Annotated in this window: 18 protein-coding genes; 13 read left to right on the forward strand and 5 right to left on the reverse strand. The window is 42.8% G+C overall.

Going from position 1 to position 24,043, the window contains the following annotated elements:
• The first annotated feature begins 2 nt into the window (after positions 1 to 2).
• From GQS54_RS19185 to GQS54_RS19195, 3 genes are all read left to right on the forward strand, one after another.
• Positions 3 to 1,556, forward strand: coding sequence for a DUF3369 domain-containing protein (locus tag GQS54_RS19185; RefSeq protein ID WP_166425534.1), 1,554 nt, complete (start codon positions 3 to 5; stop codon positions 1,554 to 1,556).
• Between the two features lie 123 nt (positions 1,557 to 1,679).
• On the forward strand, positions 1,680 to 2,057 hold the full coding sequence (locus GQS54_RS19190) for a SirB2 family protein (RefSeq protein ID WP_166425549.1): 378 nt from the start codon (positions 1,680 to 1,682) through the stop codon (positions 2,055 to 2,057).
• A gap of 164 nt (positions 2,058 to 2,221) precedes the next feature.
• Positions 2,222 to 3,118: a tetratricopeptide repeat protein gene (locus tag GQS54_RS19195; protein ID WP_166425535.1), complete on the forward strand. Its 897-nt coding sequence runs from the start codon at positions 2,222 to 2,224 to the stop codon at positions 3,116 to 3,118.
• A gap of 32 nt (positions 3,119 to 3,150) precedes the next feature.
• Here GQS54_RS19195 and bioA read toward each other — a convergent pair whose 3' ends face one another.
• Positions 3,151 to 4,434, reverse strand: a complete 1,284-nt coding sequence (gene bioA / locus GQS54_RS19200; protein WP_166425536.1) for an adenosylmethionine--8-amino-7-oxononanoate transaminase — start codon at positions 4,432 to 4,434, stop codon at positions 3,151 to 3,153.
• Between the two features lie 98 nt (positions 4,435 to 4,532).
• Here bioA and bioB point away from each other — a divergent pair, with 98 nt between their 5' ends.
• The 4 genes from bioB to bioD all read left to right on the forward strand — a co-directional run bounded on the left by bioB (position 4,533) and on the right by bioD (position 8,741).
• Positions 4,533 to 5,711 (forward strand): biotin synthase BioB, encoded by a 1,179-nt coding sequence (bioB, locus tag GQS54_RS19205; protein ID WP_240920012.1) that lies wholly within the window; start codon positions 4,533 to 4,535, stop codon positions 5,709 to 5,711.
• Positions 5,711 to 6,937: an 8-amino-7-oxononanoate synthase gene (locus GQS54_RS19210; RefSeq protein WP_166425537.1), complete on the forward strand. Its 1,227-nt coding sequence runs from the start codon at positions 5,711 to 5,713 to the stop codon at positions 6,935 to 6,937. Before bioB ends, GQS54_RS19210 begins: the two co-directional genes overlap by 1 nt.
• Before the next feature lie 62 nt (positions 6,938 to 6,999).
• Positions 7,000 to 7,932 carry a methyltransferase domain-containing protein gene (locus tag GQS54_RS19215; protein ID WP_346766593.1) on the forward strand — a complete coding sequence of 311 codons (933 nt, stop codon included), beginning with the start codon at positions 7,000 to 7,002 and terminating at the stop codon, positions 7,930 to 7,932.
• A gap of 68 nt (positions 7,933 to 8,000) precedes the next feature.
• The gene (gene bioD, locus GQS54_RS19220) at positions 8,001 to 8,741 is read left to right on the forward strand and encodes a dethiobiotin synthase (protein WP_166425538.1); all 741 of its coding nucleotides are present in this window, start codon (positions 8,001 to 8,003) and stop codon (positions 8,739 to 8,741) included.
• 154 nt (positions 8,742 to 8,895) lie between these two features.
• On the opposite strand, the gene GQS54_RS19225 is transcribed toward bioD, so the two are convergent.
• The 3 genes from GQS54_RS19225 to GQS54_RS19235 all read right to left on the reverse strand — a co-directional run bounded on the left by GQS54_RS19225 (position 8,896) and on the right by GQS54_RS19235 (position 13,399).
• Positions 8,896 to 10,716: an acyl-CoA dehydrogenase C-terminal domain-containing protein gene (locus GQS54_RS19225; RefSeq protein WP_166425539.1), complete on the reverse strand. Its 1,821-nt coding sequence runs from the start codon at positions 10,714 to 10,716 to the stop codon at positions 8,896 to 8,898.
• Positions 10,717 to 11,072: 356 nt separating this feature from the next.
• Positions 11,073 to 12,653 carry an L-lactate permease gene (locus tag GQS54_RS19230; RefSeq protein WP_166425540.1) on the reverse strand — a complete coding sequence of 527 codons (1,581 nt, stop codon included), beginning with the start codon at positions 12,651 to 12,653 and terminating at the stop codon, positions 11,073 to 11,075.
• Positions 12,654 to 13,060: 407 nt separating this feature from the next.
• Entirely contained in the window at positions 13,061 to 13,399 is a 339-nt protein-coding gene (locus GQS54_RS19235) for a 50S ribosome-binding protein YggL (RefSeq protein ID WP_166425541.1), read from the reverse strand.
• Between the two features lie 219 nt (positions 13,400 to 13,618).
• On the opposite strand from GQS54_RS19235, the gene GQS54_RS19240 reads away from it, so the two are divergent.
• The 6 genes from GQS54_RS19240 (at position 13,619) to GQS54_RS19265 (ending at position 22,413) form a co-directional block, all read left to right on the forward strand.
• Positions 13,619 to 13,795, forward strand: a complete 177-nt coding sequence (locus GQS54_RS19240) for a DUF2986 domain-containing protein (protein ID WP_166425542.1) — start codon at positions 13,619 to 13,621, stop codon at positions 13,793 to 13,795.
• Between the two features lie 358 nt (positions 13,796 to 14,153).
• Positions 14,154 to 14,522: a DUF3465 domain-containing protein gene (locus GQS54_RS19245; protein ID WP_240920013.1), complete on the forward strand. Its 369-nt coding sequence runs from the start codon at positions 14,154 to 14,156 to the stop codon at positions 14,520 to 14,522.
• Between the two features lie 718 nt (positions 14,523 to 15,240).
• Entirely contained in the window at positions 15,241 to 17,883 is a 2,643-nt protein-coding gene (locus tag GQS54_RS19250) for a TonB-dependent receptor (protein WP_166425543.1), read from the forward strand.
• 170 nt (positions 17,884 to 18,053) lie between these two features.
• Complete coding sequence (locus GQS54_RS19255; protein ID WP_346766594.1) at positions 18,054 to 19,541, forward strand: sulfatase; 1,488 nt, start codon at positions 18,054 to 18,056, stop codon at positions 19,539 to 19,541.
• Positions 19,542 to 19,603: 62 nt separating this feature from the next.
• Positions 19,604 to 21,169 (forward strand): arylsulfatase, encoded by a 1,566-nt coding sequence (locus GQS54_RS19260; protein ID WP_166425544.1) that lies wholly within the window; start codon positions 19,604 to 19,606, stop codon positions 21,167 to 21,169.
• 689 nt (positions 21,170 to 21,858) lie between these two features.
• Positions 21,859 to 22,413, forward strand: coding sequence for a hypothetical protein (locus tag GQS54_RS19265; protein ID WP_166425545.1), 555 nt, complete (start codon positions 21,859 to 21,861; stop codon positions 22,411 to 22,413).
• 18 nt (positions 22,414 to 22,431) lie between these two features.
• Here GQS54_RS19265 and GQS54_RS19270 read toward each other — a convergent pair whose 3' ends face one another.
• A complete protein-coding gene (locus GQS54_RS19270; RefSeq protein WP_166425546.1) occupies positions 22,432 to 23,676 on the reverse strand; it encodes an FAD-dependent oxidoreductase in 1,245 nt (414 codons plus the stop codon).
• Positions 23,677 to 24,043: the final 367 nt, after the last annotated feature.

Here is a 24,043-nt window from a genome sequence, read left to right on the forward strand (position 1 = left end):
GTATGAATGACGAGTTGATATTTGCAGAAGATTCTGACGAAGATGAAGTCCAATATAAGGGCTCATGGAAAATTTTAATTGTAGATGATGAGCCTGAAATTCATACGGTCACCAAATTGGCGTTAAATGATTTTGAGTTTCAGAATAAAAATTTAACATTCATTAGTGCATACAGTGGTGAACAAGCCAGAGAAATCTTACTTAATAATCATGATATCGCCGTTGTTCTGTTAGATGTAGTTATGGAAACGGACGATGCGGGCTTAAAAATTGCCGATTTTATCCGTAACGAAGCCAAAAACCACTTTATTCGTATTATTTTACGTACCGGTCAGCCAGGTCAAGCGCCAGAGCGAGATGTCATCATTAACTATGACATTAATGACTATAAATCGAAGACCGAACTAACGGCGCAAAAGTTATTTACGGTCGTGATTGCCGCGCTGCGCTCTTACCGAGATATTGTGGCCATCAATGAAAATCGAATTGGGCTAGAAAAAATCATTTCTGCCTCAGCCAATCTATTTCGCATTCATTCTGTTGAGAGTTTTATCGAAGGAATTGTTCAGCAATTATCTTCCTTGTTAGGTGGGGGGAAAGATGCGGCATACCTCACGTGTGCTGTAGCGGGCCCTAATCCCATTACTCAATCAAGGACTGACTCGTTAGATAATCTTTTTGTATTTACGGGGCAAGGTGAGTATAAAAATGCGGCGGGAAAAGCGCTTCCCAACGTCTTATCTGGCGAGCAATTGAGTGCCTGTCGTACCGCTTTAGATGAAAAAACCTTGGTATATGCAGACGAATATTTAGTGGCCTACTGCGAGAGTCATACACATTGTGGCTCGTTATTATATTTATCGGGGTTGCCGAAACGTCTTAGTGATGCACAGAAAAAGCTAGTAGAAATTTTCTCTCAAAATGTTCAAATTGCATTCGATAATATTATGCTGACAAAAGACATCGAAGATACCCAGCGAGAAATAATTGAACGCTTGGGTCAAGCGATGGAAGAGGGCGTCGACCCAGAATATTATACTTTGCGAACCGTAAAAGTGTGCCACATTTTAGGCCAAGCGCTCGGGTTTGATGAAGAGCAGTTGCGTTTGTTGACGTCAGCTGTACCGCTGCATGACATTGGTAACCTATTTGTGCCCACACACGCGTTGTTCGATACGGATACACCGAGTGCTAAAGATATTGATTTAATTGCCAAGCACACCAAATTTGGTTATCGATTACTTAAAAGTTCGAAACGTCCGTTAATTAAAATTGCCGCGACGATAGCGAAAGAACATTACGAGCACTGGGATGGAAAAGGATATCCCAACGGATTATGCGGTGAAAACATTCATCTATATTCACGTATTGCGTCGGTAGCAATTGCTTATAATGTGCTGCGTTGCCAATCAAAATATGCTGAAGCTTGGCCAGTATCCAAGGTCATGAGACGTATGAAAGAGCTTAGTGGTAGTCAGTTTGATCCAAGCTTGATTGCCTTATTAACCCAAAATATCGATAAAGTTGAGGACGTCACATTAGATTGTGTGCGTTAATATATACACTGATATTATTTTTTAGTTTCACGTGACGATGCCCGCCGTTGTGCATGGCGACCATCACATTATCATTACTTAACGTTAACTAAACCCAATTTGATTTTATAAGGACCATCCATGTTGTACACCGCAGTAAAACACCTTCATTTAACCTGTATCGCCTTGAGCGTTTTATTATTTTTAATTCGCTTCTTTTGGACAATGACAGGTTCAAGCATGTTGCAAAAAAAGTGGGTGAAAATTACGCCTCATATCGTGGATACTTTCTTGATATTAAGTGCCGGAACCCTATGTGTGCTTATTAGCCAATACCCGTTCGTTACGCCTTGGGTAACCGAGAAGCTGGTTGGCTTGTTTATGTACGTTTTCATGGTGGCGTTGGCACTTAAAATGGCTCGCACGACTTTTATGCGCATAATAGGCTTTGTGGGTGCATTAAGCTGGATTGCTTTCACTGCTCTGGTGGCTGTATCTAAACAGGCTATTTTGTTTTCTTAATTCAAATAACGCTTGCTCCATATACATACCCCTGTTGCCTACACTCTGCTAGGCAACTTTATTTCCGGTCTTTCCATTTGAGATAAAAATTACACAAATTTGATATCAAGAATACGCGGTTCTTTCCGATAAAAGAGACAGGGTAAGGAAAAGGTAATGTCTCGGTGCAGTATTTAGAGCAAACAATACAAAGTGAACAACTGTTATGTGCGGGGTTATTAGCTAGCCGTCATAGTGTTGGGATAGATACGGATATCTCTGATTGTTTACAACAACTTGATAAATGGGCTAAACACGCCCGTGTTTTAGCGCATATATCTCAGCCTGATCACTCCGCTTTTTTACGCTTAGTTCACTTTTTTTATCGCGATCTCGCGTTTACCGGCGCTCACAACAGTGGGGATGCATGCAAGCAAAGTTTATTGCACGAGGTCTTGGTTTATCGCAGTGGCACACCGGTCACGTTAGCTGTGCTGTTTAGTCATCTAGGCCAGTGTCTTGGCTTTAATGTCCGATGTGTTAACTTCCCTGGGCACTTCTTGTTGAGATGTGACATAGCATGCCAGGAAGATAAAGTACTATCAGATACGTTAACACTGCCACCTGAAATAAGCTGTTCAGAAAAAACTGACCACGATACTCAAGTTCACAGTGTACTTATTGATCCTATCGATGGGCGCGTGCTTGACAATGATACCCTTAGGCAAATGTACTTTAATGTCATAGAGGAAATTGATAATGAGTCTATGCCTAAAGAAGCGTTAGAGCCTGCCAGCAACGACGAAGTCGTTGTACATATGTTGCATCAGGTAAAATTTTCGTTAATCAACGCGAAGCGCTATGAACATGCGCTTCGAAGTATCGATTTGTTGATTCACTTATGCCCAAATAATCCCTATGAAAGACGAGATAGGGGGGTACTATTACACGAGTTACAATGCCCGCAACTCGCCGTTATCGATTATCAATATTTTATCCGTCAATGTCCCCAAGATCCAGCAGCAACGTTATTAGCTCATCAAGTCAAACATATGGATATCACACCACCCGTAATGCACTAGCAATGTGATATTGTTAATGCATTACTACCGAATTATTGACCTAACACTTCATATATCGCCTGCGTTAATTGGGTTAGTTCATCAGGGGAAATAATATAGGGAGGCATAATATACACTAACTTTCCAAAAGGACGGATCCACACGCCAGCTTCCACAAACTTTCGTTGCATGGTAGCGACATCAATCGGCGACTTGCATTCTACTACGCCAATCGCACCTAAAACCCGTACATCAGCTACCGCATCAAGCTCTCGGCATTTATTCAATTCATTATTCAATTGATATTCGATATTACGTACTTGGTGTTGCCATTCACCTGAGGCAATAATATCTAAACTTGCATTTGCAATCGCACACGCCAGTGGATTGCCCATATAGGTTGGACCGTGCATAAATACCCCTGGACTGCCTTGGCAAATGCCTTGGGCTACATCTTCAGTACACAGGGTTGCTGCGAGGGTTACATAGCCACCAGTCAGCGCTTTTCCTATGCATAGAATATCAGGGCTAATATCAGCATGCTCACAGGCGAATAACTTGCCTGTACGACCAAAGCCAGTGGCAATTTCATCGCAAATCAGCAGCAAACCATAGTCATCACACAGCTGACGCGCACGCTTTAAATAGTGCGGATGATAAATACGCATACCCCCGGCGTTTTGCACCACAGGTTCAAGTACTAGGGCGGCGAGTTCATTATGATGTTGCTGGATTAATTCTTCGAGCGGCGCTATATCATCCTCGTTCCATGTTTGCCCAAAACGGGTTTGCGGCGCCGGGGCGAAAATTTGTTTGGCAAGCGCGTCAGTAAATAATGAATGCATGCCATTAATCGGATCGCATACTGACATTGCGGCAAACGTATCACCATGATAGCCATTGCGCGGCGTAATAAAGCGGTGTTTATTTGGGCTGCCTTGGCAAGCCCAATATTGCAATGCCATTTTCATGGCGACTTCTACTGACACTGAGCCCGAGTCGGCCAAAAATACTCTATTTAAACCAGATGGTGTGATGTCGATTAATTTACGACATAGATCAATCGCGGGTTGATGGGTCAAACCGCCGAACATGACATGGGAGAAATCGTCAATTTGGTCTTTTGCGGCTTGATTTAACTCAGCGCGATTATAGCCATGAATAGCGGTCCACCAAGATGAGCAACCATCCACCAGTTTTTCGCCTGTCGCCAAGTGAATATGTACGCCATGGGCACCGGAGACTTGATAGCACGGTAGAGGATCTATTGCTGATGTATAGGGATGCCATATATGCCGTTGATCGAAGGCGAGGTTTGCCTGAATTGAACTGTTCAAAAAATACTCACTTGTAAAGTTTAAATATGAAATTTAGTTGACAATGTGTCGAGCGGACTTAGACTAAGCGCGAATTATAATGATGTAAAGGATCAACTATGTCAGTCAGCGTCGAAGCACCAGATAATGCACTTTCTCAAGCCCAAAACCAACGTGCAGCCCAAAGCCATTCTCAAAATCATTCTGCTAACGCCGGCCAAGGGTCTGATTCTATTCGTCACGATTGGTCTCTTGCAGAAGTAAATGCACTATTTTCTTTACCGTTTAATGATCTGTTGTTTAAAGCCCAGTGTGTGCATCGCGCTAACTTCGATCCGAATTATGTACAGGTCAGCACTTTATTATCAATAAAAACTGGGGCTTGTCCCGAAGACTGCAAATACTGTCCGCAAAGTGCTCGTTACGACACAGGGCTTGAAAAAGAGCGCCTGATGGAAATCGAGAAAGTCATTTTACGGGCCCAAGAAGCAAAAGCTGCTGGGTCTACGCGTTTTTGTATGGGGGCTGCATGGCGAAACCCGAAGGATCGCGATATGCCCTACGTGGTCGATATGGTTCGCGAAGTGAAAAAGCTGGGGTTAGAAACCTGCATGACATTGGGCATGTTAACCCGTGCTCAGGCGGTCGCTTTAAAGCAAGCGGGACTTGATTACTACAATCACAACTTAGATACCTCACCTGAATTTTATGGTGATATTATTACCACGCGTACCTATCAAGACCGCTTAAACACCATCGATAATGTGCGCGAAGCGGGTATGAATGTTTGTTCTGGCGGTATAGTAGGCATGGGTGAAACAGGTTCTGACCGTTCAAGTTTATTGATACAGTTAGCTAATCTAGATCATCATCCAGAAAGTGTGCCTATCAATATGTTGGTGAAGGTTAAAGGTACGCCTATGGAAAACGTCGAAGATTTAGATTATTTTGAGTTTATTCGCACTATAGCCGTCGCGCGTATCATTATGCCCAAGTCGTTTGTTCGTTTGTCTGCAGGACGTGAAGCGATGAACGAACAGATGCAAGCCATGTGCTTTATGGCCGGGGCTAATTCGATTTTCTATGGGTGTAAATTGTTAACTACGTCAAACCCAGAAACTCATGAGGACGTAACGTTGTTCAAAAAACTCGGTATTAACGCTAGGCAGACGCGTGAATTCTCTGATGAAGCACATCAAGCCGCTTTACTAGACGAAATACAAAGTAAAGAAGCGCCTCAGGCGTCAGCGTTATTTTACGATGCGACCCAAAAGAATACTGAGACGGTGACCCGTTAATGGCATTTGATTTTATTCAAGCTGCGCTCGCTGCGCGGCGTAAAGATAACGTGTTTCGCCAAGTTACAACGTTAGACTCAGCGGTCGGTGCGTTAATTGAAGTGGGTGGCCAGCACTACCTCAATTTTTCGAGTAATGATTATCTTGGTATGCGGCAATCTACTGCTGTTATGCAGGGGTGGGTTGACGGTATTGGTCAATTTGGCGGTGGCAGCGGGGCATCACCGTTGGTTACTGGGCATACTCAAGCACATCAAGCATTGCAAGACCATTTAGCTAATGCGTTAGGGCGTGAGGCAGTGCTGTTGTTTAATTCGGGCTTCGCTGCTAATCAAGCACTTTGTCAGGCGTTGTTCCAGTTGCCATTGGGCTCAAAAAGCGCAACTGAAGGATTTATTGTTGCTGACAAACTCATGCATGCATCGTTGCTTGATGGAGCAGTGGCCAGTGACGCCACACTGCGCCGCTTTGCACATAACGACTGTGCACATTTACAGAAGCAGCTCGATAAAATATTTGCAGGCACCAATAGACCAACACAAGATATTTTGCTGGCTAGCGAAGGTGTGTTCAGTATGGACGGCGATGAGGCTCCTTTGAGCGAACTTGCCGTCATTAGTAAGCAGTATAAAACATGGCTAATGGTAGATGATGCTCATGGTTTTGGCGTGCTAGGCAAAACAGGTATGGGTGCAGTTGAAAAACATGGTTTAAATCAACAGCAAGTACCTGTGCTAATGGCCACCTTTGGGAAAGCAATTGGCACTGCTGGCGCGTTTATCGCGGGTAGCCGAGACCTAATCGACTATCTGACGAATTTTGCTAAGCATTACATATACAGCACGGCAATGCCACCTGCTCAGGCAGTGGCAACATTGGCTAGCTTACATACCATTGAGCAAAATGATCAGCGCGCACTTTTACACGATAATATTGCCTACTTTCGCCAGTTAACTACCGCTGCTGGCGTAGCGATAACGCCATCCATGACGGCTATTCAACCCATTATTATTGGCAGCCCAGAGCAGGCTGTTTTGATTAGTCAACGGTTACGTAATATGGGCCTTTGGGTCAGTGCCATCCGTACGCCAACGGTGCCAAAAGGCACAGACCGATTACGCATTACTCTAAGTGCTTCCCATCACAAAAAAGATATTCAGGCGCTGGTCGATGCTCTGGTACTCGTGATGGGAGAAAAAAAGTCATGGGTGAAAATTGGTGAGTAATACCGTGAGTTGTACTTGAATTGATAGCTGACAAATCACAATTGGCCAGCTTGAGTGTCAATGTGACTAAAAACATCAAAACCAGCGCGAGCAGCTTAGTCGACATAAGCGATAATACCTGTGTTAGAACAAGTAAAGAGCTGCAACTCAAACGACGCATAGCCTCGCAGTTTAGCCGGGCGGCTAAGCGTTACGACTGTGCCGCTCAGGTACAAATTGATATCGCCCGTGACGCCCTAAGGTTATTCAAGCAGCAAGCTTATGGTCTTAAAGAGGGCGGTTCGGCAGAAAAATCCTCGAAATATATTTTAGATATTGGCTGTGGCACGGGTCGTGTTACCAGACAGTTAGCGGCTTTGAATATAAATAGTCATCAACATATTATGGCTATGGATTTGGCTTTTGGCATGTTGCAATACGCACAACAAACGACGACGAATAAGGCCGCTGAGCAACAGGCCGGTAAAGTTCAAAGCATACAGTGGATACAGGGAGATGCTGAGCATATTCCCATTGGCGACAACACAGCAGGTGGTGTGTTTTCCTCTATGGCGCTGCAATGGTGTAATAATAGTGCGCTGGTGTGCCGTGAAATCAATCGCGTGTTAGCGCCAAATGCACAAGGCGTACTGGCCATTATGTGTACAGGCTCAATGCATGAATTGGATGCCTGTTGGCAGCATATTGATAGTGAACGACAAATAAACCATTTTGACTCAGCTGAAAATTGGTTTAATGCCGCTAAAGCAGCCGGTTTACAGGTTGAAATGCTGCAGAAAAACTTTATCACTTGGCATGCAAATGTACGGGAACTGCTTGGCTCAATGAAACAGATTGGGGCTAATGTGGTAACGAGCAACACCCGGCAAAAAACGATTGGTCGGCAAACGTTGCAGTATTTAGAGCAGTATTATCAGCGTGAGTTTGGCAACACTCAGGGATTACCGTTGACCTACAGCGTGTGCTTTTTGAAGCTCCGAAAAAATGCTAATTAAAAACTAGCGGCTCAGTTGAAACCGCTTAGTCAATATTTTTGTCGAAAAATCAATTTAGGGAATGCGCTATGTCGTCAGATAACGTTCAGCAATATCCAGTGCAACATACCTTTTTTGTTACTGGGACAGATACCGAAGTGGGCAAAACCTTTGTAAGCTGCGCACTGCTTGGCGCGTGTAATGACGTGGGCCTCTCTACTGCCGCCTATAAACCCGTGTCAGCTGGATGCGAGCGTCGTGCCCAGGGCTTACGAAATGATGATGCCATGCTGTTACAACAGGTTAGTAGCGTCGTGCTTGGTTATGAAGAGGTGAACCCAGTTGCATTTGAAGAGCCTATTGCGCCGCACTTAGCTTGTGCCAAACAAATAGCTAACGGTGAGGGTAAACTTATTGAATTGCATGACATCAATTTGGGGTATCAGCATTTAGTCAATAAGCAAAGTGATGTGCTTTTGGTCGAAGGTGCAGGTGGTTGGCGCTTACCGCTGGGCAAAAACAGCCAAGGACGAGAGCAATTTTTGTCTGATTTTGCCATCGCACAACAGCTTCCCGTGATTTTAGTTGTAGGTATGCGTTTAGGTTGCGTCAACCATGCGTTATTAACTGCGCAGGCTATTGAACATGATGGACTCGTTGTAGCAGGTTGGGTCGCGAATGTACTTGGAGCCGATATGCCATTTTTGCAAGAGAATATTCAAAGTTTACAGAACTTATTGGAAGCGCCGCTGGTGGCACGAGTGCCTAGCGCTTCAAGCCCTAGTGATGTGAAAGGCTGTTTCGATATGCGAGCCTTAGGCTTTGATTGATTATTTAAAAGCGTAACCTTTACTCCACTTAGGCTTACACCTGAGTTACTACTCAATTTTAGCTTTATTTTTGTTTAAATTTAACGTCTGTGCAATGATTCTGGAGCACTGAGTGGGTTTGTTTTTCCTACCCAGTGCGCCAAAAAATACTCGTTTATAAAAAAGACAATAAGCTTTCGTCTAGTTGCATCAGGGTTTTTGGGTCAGCCATCATAGTTTTAGCCAATGATTTTGTTCTGGGTAGTAAGCGTTCAAAATAAAACTCTGCCGTTTTTATTTTAGCTCGATAAAAGTCACGATTTTCAACGTCTGTGGCTAATTTTTCGTAGGCCGTTTGCGCCATTTGCGCCCAGAAATAGCCCATCATGATATAGCCTGAATACATTAGGTAATCTACTGATGCTGAGCCTACTATATCGCGATCTTTTTTTGCTCTTAGGGCTAAGCGCATGGTGTATTGCTGCCAGTTAGCTACATTCTTGCTTAACGCCCAGATGAACTTATTCATTTGTCGTTTGTGAGGGTTGCTAGAAATCATGCTGTTGTTTTTGCAAAAAACGAGAACTTCTTTACTGAATGCTTTTAGTGACTTACCGCGCGTTAATAATATTTTACGACCCAATAAATCTAGTGCTTGAATGCCGGTAGTACCTTCATACAAGGTGGCGATACGCACGTCGCGAACGATCTGTTCCATGCCCCATTCTTTAATATAGCCATGTCCACCGAATATCTGCATACCGTGGCTGGCGCTTTCGCAGCCTAATTCTGTTAAGAAGGCTTTCAAAATAGGAGTGATAAACCCTAATCTATCATCAGCCTCTTTACGTGCCTCGTCGGTCTTTGCCATTTCAATTTCGTCAACAATCTTGGCGGTGTAATACACCATGGCACGTCCACCTTCAGTGATGGCTTTTTGGGTCATCAACATTTTGCGCACGTCGGGATGCACAATGATAGGATCGGCGACTTTATCTGGGAATTTTTTGCCGCTTAATGCGCGCATCGATAAGCGGTCTTTGGCATATAATAATGAGTTTTGGTAAGCTAATTCAGAGGCACAGACACCTTGCAGCGCAGTCCCTACACGTGCAGTGTTCATAAAGGTGAACATACATTCTAAGCCCTTATTTTCAGGACCTATTAACACACCTTTTGCGTTGTCAAAATTCAGTACTGCAGTGGATGATGCCTTTATACCCATTTTGTCTTCAATGGCACCGCATGTAACATTATTACCTTCGCCTAAGTTGCCTTGTTGATCGACTTGGATTTTTGGCACGATGAATAATGAAATTCCGCGGGTACCCTCGGGCGCACCTGGAAGGCGAGCCAAAACAATATGAATAATATTATCGGTTAAGTCATGCTCACCTGCAGAAATAAATATCTTAGTACCTACAATGTCATATGTTCCGTCGTCATTTGGTATGGCTTTGGTTTTAACTTGGCCTAAATCTGTGCCGCATTGGGGTTCGGTTAAACACATAGTTCCGGTCCATGTGCCTTCGGTCAAACGGGTGAGGAAAAGTTCTTTTTGCTCTTCAGTACCATGACTTTGAATGGTGTTCATCGCTCCATGGCTCAAGCCAGGGTACATGGCCCATGACCAATTGGCTGTACCCATCATTTCTTGTTTTGCCATACCTAACGAAGGAGGTAAGCCTTGTCCACCATGCTCAACAGGGTGAGATAAGCTCTGCCATCCACCTTCAACATATTTGTTGTAAGCCGCTTTAAAGCCAGTCGGTGTGGTGACGACCCCGTTGTCGAACTTGCAGCCTTCTTTGTCGCCGCTCTGATTTAGCGGTAAGAGTTCGTTTTCACAAAACTTTGCACATTCTTGAAGTATCGCATCTACTAAATCGGGTGTGGCTTCAGCAAACTCGGGGTATTTTGCATAATGAGGATAATAGTTAAACACGTCTTCAATAAGAAACTTCATGTCCATAACCGGCGCTTTGTATTGCAACATAGTAGAATTCCAAAAAGGTTGTTTTGATTATATTTTGAAGAGTATAGCAAAAATTAACTGGTCTAACCACTTATGTGTAAATAGTTATTTAACGGTATAAAACTCCCCGTTTTTGTAGGTGAAAACGGCAGTGGACAATGCACTAAACTAGCTTTTATGGAATTTGTAACCAGTGTCTTTATAAATATATAAACAAGGGGGATCTGATGTTGGTATGTTTTAAACTGCTATTTAGTTCGTAAAGAACATAATGCTGGTTAATTTGCTTAGCTCTTAACTACGATAGTTCAATTTTGATAGTTTGATAGTTTGATAGTTTGATAGTTTGATAGTTTGATTGTTGTCGTTAGTCTACTTCAATTCAGCAACAGCCCCATTGCACCTGCAATCATGCCGTACAGTAATAGCACGAGTATGCTGCGTTTTAGGATGTAACCTTCACTGTTTTGTAACGCTAAGATTGACGTTACCGCGACGATATTATTGATACAAATCATATTTCCCATAGCGGCGCCTACGGACTGTAAAGCCATAATTGTTGTGATATTAAGGCTGAGTTCGGTGGCGATTGATTGTTGAATTCCAGCGAACGTCAAATTTGAAATAGTCGCTGATCCAGAAAAAAATGAACCTAATGCACCTAAAAATGGCGCGAAAAAGCCCCAGTATTGACCGCTAACACTCGCTAAATTTTGGCCAATTAGGCTCACAGCTGAGTCCTTAGCGCCAAGCATCATCATATTCACAAACACGAGTGCACCCAATAAGGCAACAACGGGTTTGTGCATGCTATTTTTGGTATGCCTTAAGACTACGATTAGTGAGTGGTTATTAAACCACCATAAAGTTAGAATTCCCATTACAAGAAATGGCAAAATTGATGGAACATATAACAAGTTGTGCTGCCATACGATATCGGTTCGCAAGATATGTTCTAGTTTTAATACCAGTGCAGCGCTGATACTAAAATCACCTAACTGACCAAGCCCTAAGTGCCAAGCAGGGGAGGTTAGTTGTAATAGGCTTTTAATGCCTAGATCTGGGATCCTTGTTATAACCAACAACATTACCGTTCCCCATAGTGGAAAACTCGCTTTCAATAGCATGGTAATAGGCACATTGACTGATTGAATGGAGGGTGATGTGTCGCGGTGTAGCCCAATACCAAATTTAGCTAACAATAACGTTATCACTAACCCTATTAGCCCACCGACTAGTGACGGAAATTCCACTGAAACGGAACTGAGTAATAAGTAGGGAGTTGTGCATGAGAAAGTCGATAAAATTATAAAAGCAAAATTTTGTTTAAGCTGACGTTTGTTCTCGACTACAAAAGCCAGCGCAGCAAAAACCACAAAAGGGGCCGCCACAGTATTAATTAACGCTGACTTCCATGCTACATTTTGTAGTAATGAAAATGTTAGGTCTGTCATCGACAAACCAAACCAAATGGGTGTACCCACAGCGCCAAAGGTAACGGGGATGGTATTAAGAATAAGGCAACATATAGCGACCCGCAGGGCAGGAAAACCTAAACCTACTAAAATAGGCGCGGCGATGGCTGCAGGCGTACCAAATCCGCTGGCACCTTCGATTAAAAAGGCAAAGGCCCAAGCGACTATCATCAGTTGTGCCACAGCATTACTACTGATCTGATTTAGCCAATTACGAATAATTTCAAGTGCACCTGTGACTTCCATGCAACGGAACAAAAAAATTGCGCCAGCGATGATCGTAATCGGTGTTAATGCCAACAATAAGCCACTCAGTACCGAAGCATTAACCAAATTAGCCTTGAAATTGAAAACGACTAACATCAACAAATACGCTATTGCAGCGCACAGGGGCAAAGCTTTGCTCGCGGCTAAATTGTTTTTTTTTGTCATCAGGTAAACTAACAAAACGATAGGTAGATAAGCGCTTGCGAGTGATAGCACGATTTATCCTTGATACGACGTGTTACTTTGAGCCTTGTTAGTGTCTACATTAAAACATATGTATCCGATAATTTAGTCTGTCACTCGAGCAGATTTTTGATTTGGATCAGTTTAACTATGATGGTTGAGAGCGCTGCGCAACAGAGTGGGATGTGAAAACGAAAGTAGAGATTAGTATTATTGTTTAATCGTACGCGTATAACGCAATTTGACTATTGTATTGAAAGGGTGGAAGCATGCTTTTTTGGACGTTAAATATTAGTGGTGTCGATAGAGTGACGATTAGGGGAATTTTACGTGTTTAAAACTGATGGGTAATAACGTACATCATGAATATGCAGATGTACGTTAGGCTTTAAGCACGTTAACGGCTGGTGTCGTTAACGTTAGCGTTCACGTGACTATATTTAGATATCGTAAAAGGCATCTACCAGAACACCGACTTTAACGTCGTTGGCAATAGCTTGACCATTAAGGAATGTTTCGATAGCAGCCTTATCTTCTTCTGTTGCATTGCCGTAACGGTCAGCAGAGGTAACAAAACCTTGTAGTGTTTCACTCTCGTCGTTTAACGTAATGTAAAGGTGCTGGGCTAGAACAATATCAGCGAATGTGTTGAAGAATAATTCATATTCTTCTTCTGAAGCTTCAGCTAAATTGCAGCTAAATTCAAAGCCTAAAATGGCCCATTCGTCTAAATGTAACTTCTTACGAATACGTCTGTTTCTGGTTGTTTTTTCTGACATGGTACTACCTATAAAAAATGCAAAAGGATTAACGTTATCACCCGTATCAATGAGCTGGTCATGGATGCTAAGTAATTATCGCGCGCATATTAACAGTTTTTGCAAACGCATATTGAAAGAAAAACAACAGGGCATTATTGTTGCGCTATAATAGTCAAAATAACGCGATATGGCGTATTAATCAGCCATTAAATTTGGCTCTTTACCAAAGATATTTCCATGAACCGAAAGAAAAAATTAACACAAATCCATAAAAAACGTATTAAAGCGGTAGCCGCTAAAAACAGCGGTAAGAAAAAATCTTCATACGTTTCAAAAGCTGAGCGCGCAAAACAGGAAGAGAGCGTCGAGTCTGAAACGATTCCCCAAAATGTTGAACCGATTATTGAGTCTTGATACAGCGGGTAAATTATAAATTGCATAGCACTCAAGCCTAGCTAAAAATACGAAATAGCTTAGTAAAATTGAGACCATTTGAAGACTAGACCTATTGTTCTTTTTTACGGATTTTTGCTCTTTTACTAAAGGCATATCATCTTTTGGGTTGTTCGCTGTACTGGGCCGAACGGCAGAGCAATGATTAAAAAATAACGCTGATTTATTTAATATTCATACTTGGCTCCATCGATATTATTTTTTATTGCCAGTACTACGAGTGTTTTGTCCAAAGCAGCGCCCCTGTGGTTGGAAGTAAAATGCCAGCTTACAAGAGGGGCTTTATTTCCAGTGGCGATAGATTTTCAGGGAGAAACGAATGGTACGTAAGGAAATATATACGGCTTTAATAACATCACGCTGGAATGAACCTTTCAAAAATGCGGTGAAGATAACAGGCTTATGTAGTGAAATAATGCGAAAAGTACGCAGTGTGGTTTTGCTGTCGCTATTCACGTTCGTGTTATTTCAAGAGATAAGTATTGTCCACGCCATTACATTACAAGAGGCTTATGCTAATCACAAAAGTGACGTTCAGGTCAACGGCACTGTGGTGCGTGATGATAATAGTGGCTCCCAGCACCAAGAGTTTATTCTTAAGCTTTCATCAGGCCAGACTATTTTAATTGCTCACAATATAGATCTTGCTCCGCGTATTAAGAATATCGCCCAATGTGAAACCGTTTAATATCTTGGTGAATACGAATACAGCAGTAAAGTTGGCGTAGTGCACTGGACCCACTGAAACCCAAATAACCGCCATGTTAATGGTTGGCTAAAACATCAAAGTACGCTTTACCAATAAAGACTAAAGAAGTACGTCATAAAATAGTCTCTTATGTATGTAATATCCGCAATGTTGGACCACCGAGCAGGTCAAATATCACGCTCATCATTCAAATAACAAGTAATTTTACTGAAAATTGTAACGCTTCATACTGTTGCTTTTACATATTCTTTGTTAAGCGGAAGTCATATTCCCCCCCTCTGTACATTTTTCTGTCTAATGCAACATCCTAGTTACTACTAATATTCATTTCAAAACAAATGATAAGTTTTCGTGCCGGGTAAACCGTTATCATTTATATCATTTTAAATATTTCTTAATAATGAATTTCTTTCATGGTCTGAATAATAACTCATTAAATTCAGTTATTTAAGTTGTTATTATATTTATTATTATTGATTTATGTAGGAAACTGTTTTCATTTATATGTTGAGGTTATGTTAATTGAATGATAATTTATTTACATGCTTAGGCTGAGCACTGCATTAAGCAAGCTGGTTCTGTTATATCGCGTTTAGGAGCGCTTTGCGCAGATGTACTGACTAGTGATGATTGAGGAGAGCGGCGTGTTGCTCGCGCCTAAAACGGACACACACTACAAAAATTTTCGGAGAACGAAATGAAAGCCAGCACACAACGCACAATTTTAGCATCTGCGGTTTCAATGATACTTAGTACTGGGCAATTATGGGCTCAGGAAAATCCACCTGCCCCTGGGGCGAGTGAAGATATTGAGCAAATTTCAGTGGTTGGGATCCGCTCAAGTATTGCTAGCTCTGTTGCACGCAAACAGGAATCTGCTCAAGTAGCTGATGTTATTACAGCTGAGGATATCGGTAAGTTTCCTGATTTAAACGTAGCAGAATCACTACAACGTATTCCTGGTATCCAAATTTCACGTTCTCGTGGGGAAGCGTCTGGTGTGTCAATTCGTGGTCTTGATGAAGTTGCTACTTTACTCAATGGGCGTAATTACTTCGGCGGGTCATCCGATTTAAGTATCAATCGTTTTGCTAGTTTTGAAGATATTCCGGCCGAACTTGTTGGTTCCGTAGTCGTGTATAAATCGGTATCTGCAGATATTTTAGAGGGCGGAATTGGTGGTGTGGTAGATATCGAGCGTACTGATGCTTTGAGCCTAAACGGTCCAACTATCGCAGGTAGTTTCAAAGAACATTATGGCGATTTATCCAAAGAATGGTCGCCTCGAGGTTCTTTAGTTGCTGGTAACATCTGGGATTACGGCAACGATGGTGGCGAAATTGGGGTTATTTTCGGAGTATCGTATTTAGAGCGTGAATACCGTGAAGACTTGGTTCGTAACTCCAGTTCAACCCCAATTGTAGGCGACTTTGCTGGAGGCACTGCTCCTGCAGGCGCTAAAACCAGTGCGTCACTTAACTCTTCACCGGCGTGGGGCGATCGAGAACGCACAGTGTACTCACTAGGTGTAGACGTGTCTCTTAATAGTGATACTAAATTCTATTTTGACTCAGGATATACCGATTACTCAACATCTCAGCTGCGCCAAGAATTTGTATGGGGTTTTAATGGCGCTAACGCCATTGACGGCGATTTCTCAAATATGGATGCTAACAATTTATACCCTGCGTCGGTGATGTTAAGCGATATGAACTTTGACGTGCTAAGCATGATAGATGATCGTAAAACGACCACTTACGATCTTGCGTTAGGTTTCGAAACGGTCGCTGGCCCATGGATCATCGAAGGTGAAGTAAGTTATGTTAATACCGACAACGAAACGAATTTTCACAATACTAGAATTCGCGATAACTGGGATGATTTGCCTGTAACAATTAACAATAGCGGATTACCAAGTGAGCCGCCATCAGTCGATTTTGGTGACTTTGATGTGGCAGATGAAGGTAATTTTAATATTGTCCAGTGGCGGCATGAAAGTCGCCAACTCAAAGCGGATGAATCTGCAGCAAAAATGGACGTCGATTACGCATTTGATGACGGCATTATTCGCTCGATCGAAGCTGGTTTTCGTTTTGCTAGTTTAAGTACAAGTAAGAACGTACAGAATAACCATATTTTTGATGCATCTGGTGCAACATACGGTAGCGATGATCCGTTAAATTTGGTAGAGCCCAGTGTATGGAAGAACTTTATGGATGAATATGATGGTGGTAACTTTCCAAATGGTTATGTCGCCGTAAATCCGAATTATTTGTTGTCTCGCAACGACGAAATTCGTGATTATTATGGATTTACTGGGCAGTCAGAAACAGAAAATCCACGTGATTCATTTGATTATGAAGAAGACGTAACAGCTGTATATTTAAAAGCTAATTTTGAAACTGAAATGGGCGGTTTGTTTATTAGTGGCGACGCAGGTGGCCGTTATGTTCAAACTAATACCAGCGCTGATTATTTCTTTGACACCGGTAATGTAAATGGAAGTGGCAGTCCGATTTATGAAGGAACTAAAAGCGACAAAGATTACGGAAAATTCTTGCCATCATTTAATCTAAAAATTGAATTAAATGATGAGTTGTTGGTACGTATGGCTGGCTCTAAAACATTTTCGCGACCGCATTTTGGAGATTTAGCACCGTCTTTGTATCTTAATTTCGAACAAGGACGAGGCACCGGCGGTAATCCAGATTTAGACCCCTTCACAGCAACTAATTTGGATTTAAGCCTAGAGTATTATTTCGCTAGCGGTGGCTTAGCGTCGTCGACTGTTTTTTACAAAGACATAGATGGTTTCTTACAAACCTCTGAGAGTGCAGAAACCATCGGCGGGAACGACTTTGTTATTTTACGTAAAAGTAATGGCGGTTCCGGCACAGTTCGCGGGCTAGAGCTTGCCTATCAGCAGTTTTTTGACTTTTTACCCGCGCCATTTGACGGCCTAGGCTTACAAGCAAACTACACTTATGTGGACTCAGACGTACCATCACCAAATCCATTATTGCCTAATATTTCATTAGAAGGCTTATCAGACAACAGTTATAACCTGGTCGCTATTTATGAAGATGACTTAGTTTCAGGGCGTTTATCTTATAACTATCGTTCTGATTTCTTAGTTACCACAGAAGTGGCGCAAGAAGGTTTTGGACAATTGGATTTATCTCTCGCGTATAACGTGTCAGAGAGCTTTCGTTTAACTCTTGATGCTCTGAATCTGCTACGCCGTGACCACTTCGAGTACCGTGCTGGGGATAAGTATGACCCGTATCACTGGATAGCGACTGAAAAGCAAGTGCTAGTTGGAGTGTCTTACACCTTTTGACCCTGCTTACTTAGGTACACGACATGACATCGTTGTACCTAAGCTATCCCCCGTCACTTAATCGATTTCGTCCTGTAAAAAACGAATAGGCCACACAACATAATTTGTGGCGCTGTTCTTTTATTAGCGTCCAGCGACATAGACTACACAATTTGCAAGGATCTTCTATTGTGAGACGTATTAGAAAAGTTCCATTGAGCGTAATAACCATGGCCTTGTGCACAGCTCACTTTGTGGTTAATAGCGCAACAGATACAAACGAAATAGACAGTAGACCAAACATAGTTATGATCGTTGCTGATGATCATGGTTTAGACGCTATAGGCGCGTACGGCAATGGGATAGTACAAACGCCCAACATTGATGCATTGGCAAGAGACGGTTCGCGTTTTGATAATGCCTTTGCGACTGTGTCGAGCTGTAGTCCAAGTCGTTCCGTTATTTTAACCGGTCAGCAAAATCATACCAATGGGATGTATGGTTTAGAGCATAAGCAGCATCACTTTCGTAGCTTTGATGATGTGAAATCGCTGCCGGTCTTGCTGGGTGAAAACGGCTACCGAACTGCACGTATAGGAAAGTATCACTTAGGGCCTGATGACGTTTATAAATTTGATGAAGTACTGTCTAAAGGGGCTGCTAACGATATGCAGTCAATTGCACGTAGCCCAGTTGAGATGGCCGATAAAAGTGCAGGATTCATCGGAGAAAGTAAACAGCCATTCTTTTTATATTTTGCCAGTGATGATCCCCATCGTGGCTTTCCATTTGAAACCTACCCGCAACCTAATACTTTTGGTAATCGCCAACAAGGTTACCCTGGCATAACTGAAGTCGTTTATCAGCCAGAAGATGTGTTAGTTCCGCCTTACTTACCTGATACAAAGGCAGCCCGCAAAGAACTTGCACAATACTATCAATCTATTGCTCGCTTGGATCAGGGGATTGGCAGACTCATTCAGGTTCTTACGGCTCAGGGGAAATTTCAGAACACCTTGATTTTATATTTGTCAGACAATGGCATTGCCTTTCCAGGAGCAAAAACCACCTTATACGACGCAGGTATTCATCTACCATTAATTGTTAAAGCACCCGGTAACACTAACATCAGCAAAGCTTGTGAACAAGACATCCAAAACTGTCCAAGTCATGAGCAGATGGTGTCCTGGATCGATTTAACACCCACTATTTTAGATTACGCAAATGTGTCGCTATCAAACACAAAAGTGCAGGGTAAATCATTCAAACCAGTAATAGAAAGTGATCAACAGTCCGGTTGGGATAAAGTGTTCGCCTCGCATACTATGCACGAGGTGATGATGTATTACCCCATGCGAATGGTGCGCAACAAACATTACAAATTGATCTGGAATATTGCCCATGAACTAAGTTATCCCTTCGCTGCGGATTTGCAGCAATCCTTGATATGGCAAGATGTGCGTCGCCGCGGAATCACTCAATACGCGGGTCGCCCAATCGAGGACTTTTTACATCGCCCTGAGTTTGAATTATTCGATATAGAGAAAGACCCACAGGAGCAACATAATCTCGCCTATTTAGCGCAATTTAACGATGTGCGAGAGGCGCTAATACAACAGCTTAAAACGTTTCAACAAGACACTCAGGATCCTTGGCTCAGCAAATGGCAGTACCAATAAATCATCTGGTTGATTTTTCAATTGAGTGATCGGACTTATGATCTTTTCAGGAGTAACAAATAATGAATTTTATCAATACATCAATTTCACGTTATTACGCCTTACTAATGGGAGTTTCCACATTGGTCGTCGGGTTTTCAGCACTAGCTGCTGAACAACCTTTGCAAAAAAAGCCCAATGTCGTTATTTTTTACGTGGATGACCTAGGGTATGGGGATATTTCGCCTAATGGTGCGGTAGGTGTGAGTACACCAAATTTAGACGCATTGGCTAGTAAAGGTGTGAGCTTCTCAGATGCTCACAGTACAGCTTCAACGTGCACGCCTTCTCGCTACTCATTATTAACGGGTGAACACGGCTTTCGTCAGAATGCTGCTATTTTGGCGGGTGATGCCCCCGCGCTTATCCGCCCAGATAAAGCTACCTTGCCCGGTATGTTACAAAAAGCTGGTTACACCACGGGTGTGATTGGGAAATGGCATTTAGGCTTAGGCGATGGGTCAGTAGACTGGAATAAAGACGTTAAGCCAGGACCATTAGAAATTGGTTTTGATTACAGCTTTTTGCTACCAGCAACGGGAGACAGAGTGCCCACTGTGTATTTAGAAGGCCACAAAGTGGTTAACCTTGAAAGCGCTGATCCTATAGAGGTGAGTTATGCGCATAAAGTGGGTCATCGCCCCACCGGCGTTGAACACCCAGAATTGCTGCGCATGAAAGCAGATTTGCAACATAGTCAAACTATAGTCAATGGCATTAGTCGTATTGGTAGTATGAGTGGCGGAGAAAATGCCTTATGGGTCGACGAAGAGTTCCCTGATGTCTTTTCTGAAAAAGCAGTGGAATTTATTGAGAAAAGCAAAAAAAATCCATTCTTTTTGTTCTTTTCATTTCAAGACATTCACGTTCCTCGTTTACCTAACGAGCGCTTTAAAGGTAAAAGCACCATGGGGCCAAGAGGTGACGCTATTGCACAAATGGATTGGGTCGTCGGCAGGGTCATGCAAGAGCTGACTTATCAGGGTGTTGCGGACAATACCCTCGTGATATTTACCAGTGATAACGGGCCGGTGCTTGACGATGGTTACGACGATATGGCCGCTGAAATGCTTGGTGAGCATTCGCCCGCTGGACCTTTTCGCGGCGGTAAGTACAGTGTGTATGAAGGCGGAACCCGTGTCCCTATGATTGTATATTGGCCGAACAAAAGTGCCCATACGCGCAGCAACGCGCTTATATCCCAAGTCGATATTTATGCGTCATTGGCAGGCTTAGTTGATCAGCCATTGGCTAAAAGCGAGGCCATTGATAGCCTTGATGTTATGAACGCATTTTTAGGCCAAACCGAGCACGCTCGAACGTACCTACTTGAAGAAGCAGTGGGTACGGTTGGACTTCGTAAGCATAACTGGAAGTACGTTCAGCCCATTAGCGCAAGTAAAGCTTTACCTAAATGGCTAAGCAATAAAGACATCGAAATGGGCTTTGAAGCTAAGCCGCAGTTATTTGATTTAACGGATGATATTGCCGAGCAAAAAGACCGCGCCGACGAATATCCCGCGTTGGTAATCGCCCTTGAAAAAAAGGTTCAGCAGCTTATAGAAAAAGGGTTTAGACACAGCAATTAAAGAACCGTTAAATATCGATATAGATAAAATTTCCGCTTTTAAATACTCAGTGAGTCTATAACGTAAAAAGGATCGGTTATCGTTTCTTTTTACGTTAGCTTTGGCAAGCGAATACTTGCTCAAATACGTTTTGATAAAAAGGGTTGCAGTGATTTATCGTTCTGACTGGGCTGTATAAGGGATAGACGGTTAGTTGGGGATAATTTAATATTACGATCGTAGGCGTCATTAACTCATTGAGATAAAAAGATACCCATCTTAAATGTGCCTGCTTTATCTGGGTATCATTGAAGTCCTGTTATAATGGGGCCCGCATAATCTTTCCTTAAACGCGAAGTTCATCTTTATTTTTTACGTTTACCAACGGCAACGGTTTGAGCAATCGATAAAAATGACGTTTTTATCTCGAATGGTTTTTGAAAATCTCAGAGGGATATAAACGCTGGCATTTGCCATGTATATATCACCTCAATATTTCGCAGGTAAAAATGGATGCTGTTACATTACGAGCGAGTGTTGCTTTTGATTACCTAATTAGTTGTTTAAATTATTCAACTAATGGCGCTGTTTTTGCTAAGTCTTAGCGCATGACGTTATATAGTTTGAACGCATTTGCGGTTGTGGTGCTTTTGTCCATTGGCTGATCAGCAGTAACGACCTGTTTTCATACGCCAAGAAGGAAATATCTTATGTTAGTGACCAGTGTTGAATACGAACAGTGGCAGCGAGAATACGCTAAGAAAGGCGATAATGCCCAAGACGTCACGGCAAAAGGGCAAGCGTTTGCCGCTGAACTGGCTGTGCAGCAATCGGCACAGAGCGAGGCCGTTAGCCAAGCAGATAGCACTTCAGCATTAGATAAAAGCGATGACGAAAAAGCCTCCTTTAGTGAACAAGCGTTTGAGTATTTGTTGGCTAACCGTTTAGGCGTTGATAAACGTACGCTGGATGAAATTAAAGCGGAAATTGAAGCGTTAGAAAAAGAACGTGATTCGCTGGTAAGCAAAACAAGCCTCAATGAAGCACAGCAACAACGATTGGAGCTAATCAATGACCGAATTGATGTGCTAACGCAGCTTATGAAAGACTTAGTCGAGCAAGCCAGTAAACGGGCCGCAGAGCATGAAGCTAAACAATCTTTAGTCACTGAGCCTGCAACGTCCAATAAACAAATAGCGCAGACTAGTGACAACGTCGATGTGCTAAAAGCACCGGATCAGGTTAAATATCCGTTCGAGATATAGATTAGAGGGGACTAGCCTTTATACTTTACGCGCTGTCGCGTTATTAATAATGTCTTCTATCGCTTGGTCTGCCGCGCGTAATGCCCCTTCAAGATACCCCGCGTCTTGTAGTGAAAATTCACTGCCCGCTAGGTGCAGTTTACGTGTTTTTAGTTCCACTTCTAACCCATGGATATTAAATTCAGGGTGCTTCGATGGCTCGTTTATATCGTGCTCAGTGGTGGTGTATTTGTCTTGCGCCCAATCTTTGATATAACAATCCGTTGCGCCATACGCATCTTCACCGTAAAAAAATGCGAGTTGATCGAGACAGGCTCGTTTTAACTGGCCTTCAGTTAATTGATTGCGCTGCTTTGCGGAAATACCAATGAACCCAAACAGCCCATAGCTGCTATTGTCGCTAGCACTGGCATCATGCATTTCTATCATGGGTCCAACTTGGCTAAACGCTTGGCCAGACAGCCCTTTATCACGCCAAAAGGCCAGAGGGTAGGTGGCAACAAACTTAGCTTGGGCGCCCATCCATGTTTGCACTGTGGTTAAACGTTGATTTAGTAAAGGCGAACCCCACACGTTTGACGCCAAATCGCGCTGAATAATACGCGGTGGTAATGCGAGCACTAAATGCTCTGCTCTGTAAACAAAACGGTGGAGTTCGCCTTGATGTTTGAGCTCTTGCTTATCATAAGAGTGATTTTGGTGAGAGCGATGCCCTTTAGAGCTATTTTGACCAGAAATAGTCCACTGTCCGCTTGTCTCGTCTTGGGTGATATTGCTTACGCAGTGGCCCAGTCTGATTGTGTGCTGTGAACGCGCAAATCCTTTTTTATATTTTGAGTTCTTTAGTTTTATTGCCGCACTAAGTTTATTGATCAACTGATACATGCCGCCTTCAACTCGAAACAACTGCATCGCACCTGCACCAGCGATTTGCCTTGGTTGTGTGCTGTTAGGTGCTTGAAAAAGTACATCCCCCACCGTGTATTGTTCAAACAACTCAACTCCCAGCTCAGCTGCCAAGGCTTGCATTTTATATTGATGAGGGAAAATCCAGGTCGGACCCATGTCATGACTACTTGCAAATTGATCTGCGGGCTCGCTCAGCTCCCGATTGACATTGGCGGTAGGCACAGAGCTAATACGCCCTCCAAGCTGGCTTTTCGCTTCAAGCAAAACGTAAGGAATATTTAAGGCTTCAAATTTCATTGCTGTATATAGGCCCGCTAAACCGCCGCCGATAATAATGACTTTTGTCTGTTCCACGCTCAAACCTCTTACACTCGAATGCCAATATTATAGCAATCATCTTTTCATATATCTATCAGTAGATAGTGTTTGCATTTTGTAAGAGTTTAATGCGTAAAATGCCACGGCAAGAGCGTGAATGCCTAATTATCACTCAATTAACTCGCATCCCGCTAAAAATATAGCTTCAAGGTAATTTGTATTCATTGCTGCCATGCGTTTTTTAGGTATTACACTGGCTATTCTGCTCCTATCAACTTTTATTAGATCAATCCCGATATGCCTTAGGCGGGCGATATTCCTACTTTATCACCACGGTATATCTGACAGTTATCTTCTCGCATCGCTGCGTCTAGAAGCCAGTACAACTTACTTTCGATAGCCC

It is taken from the genome of Paraglaciecola sp. 20A4, assembly GCF_011378905.1.
Classification (GTDB): Bacteria; Pseudomonadota; Gammaproteobacteria; order Enterobacterales; family Alteromonadaceae; genus Paraglaciecola.

Bases quoted from the DNA above. Each gene is read 5' to 3' on its own strand.
- GQS54_RS19235 (WP_166425541.1), bottom strand. From the start codon at position 13,399: ATGTCAGAAAAAACAACCAGAAACAGACGTATTCGTAAGAAGTTACAT.
- GQS54_RS19245 (WP_240920013.1), top strand. From the start codon at position 14,154: ATGGTACGTAAGGAAATATATACGGCTTTAATAACATCACGCTGGAAT.
- GQS54_RS19185 (WP_166425534.1), top strand. From the start codon at position 3: ATGAATGACGAGTTGATATTTGCAGAAGATTCTGACGAAGATGAAGTC.
- GQS54_RS19260 (WP_166425544.1), top strand. From the start codon at position 19,604: ATGAATTTTATCAATACATCAATTTCACGTTATTACGCCTTACTAATG.
- bioD (WP_166425538.1), top strand. From the start codon at position 8,001: ATGTCGTCAGATAACGTTCAGCAATATCCAGTGCAACATACCTTTTTT.
- GQS54_RS19240 (WP_166425542.1), top strand. From the start codon at position 13,619: ATGAACCGAAAGAAAAAATTAACACAAATCCATAAAAAACGTATTAAA.
- bioB (WP_240920012.1), top strand. From the start codon at position 4,533: ATGTCAGTCAGCGTCGAAGCACCAGATAATGCACTTTCTCAAGCCCAA.
- GQS54_RS19250 (WP_166425543.1), top strand. From the start codon at position 15,241: ATGAAAGCCAGCACACAACGCACAATTTTAGCATCTGCGGTTTCAATG.
- GQS54_RS19225 (WP_166425539.1), bottom strand. From the start codon at position 10,716: ATGTTGCAATACAAAGCGCCGGTTATGGACATGAAGTTTCTTATTGAA.
- GQS54_RS19210 (WP_166425537.1), top strand. From the start codon at position 5,711: ATGGCATTTGATTTTATTCAAGCTGCGCTCGCTGCGCGGCGTAAAGAT.
- GQS54_RS19265 (WP_166425545.1), top strand. From the start codon at position 21,859: ATGTTAGTGACCAGTGTTGAATACGAACAGTGGCAGCGAGAATACGCT.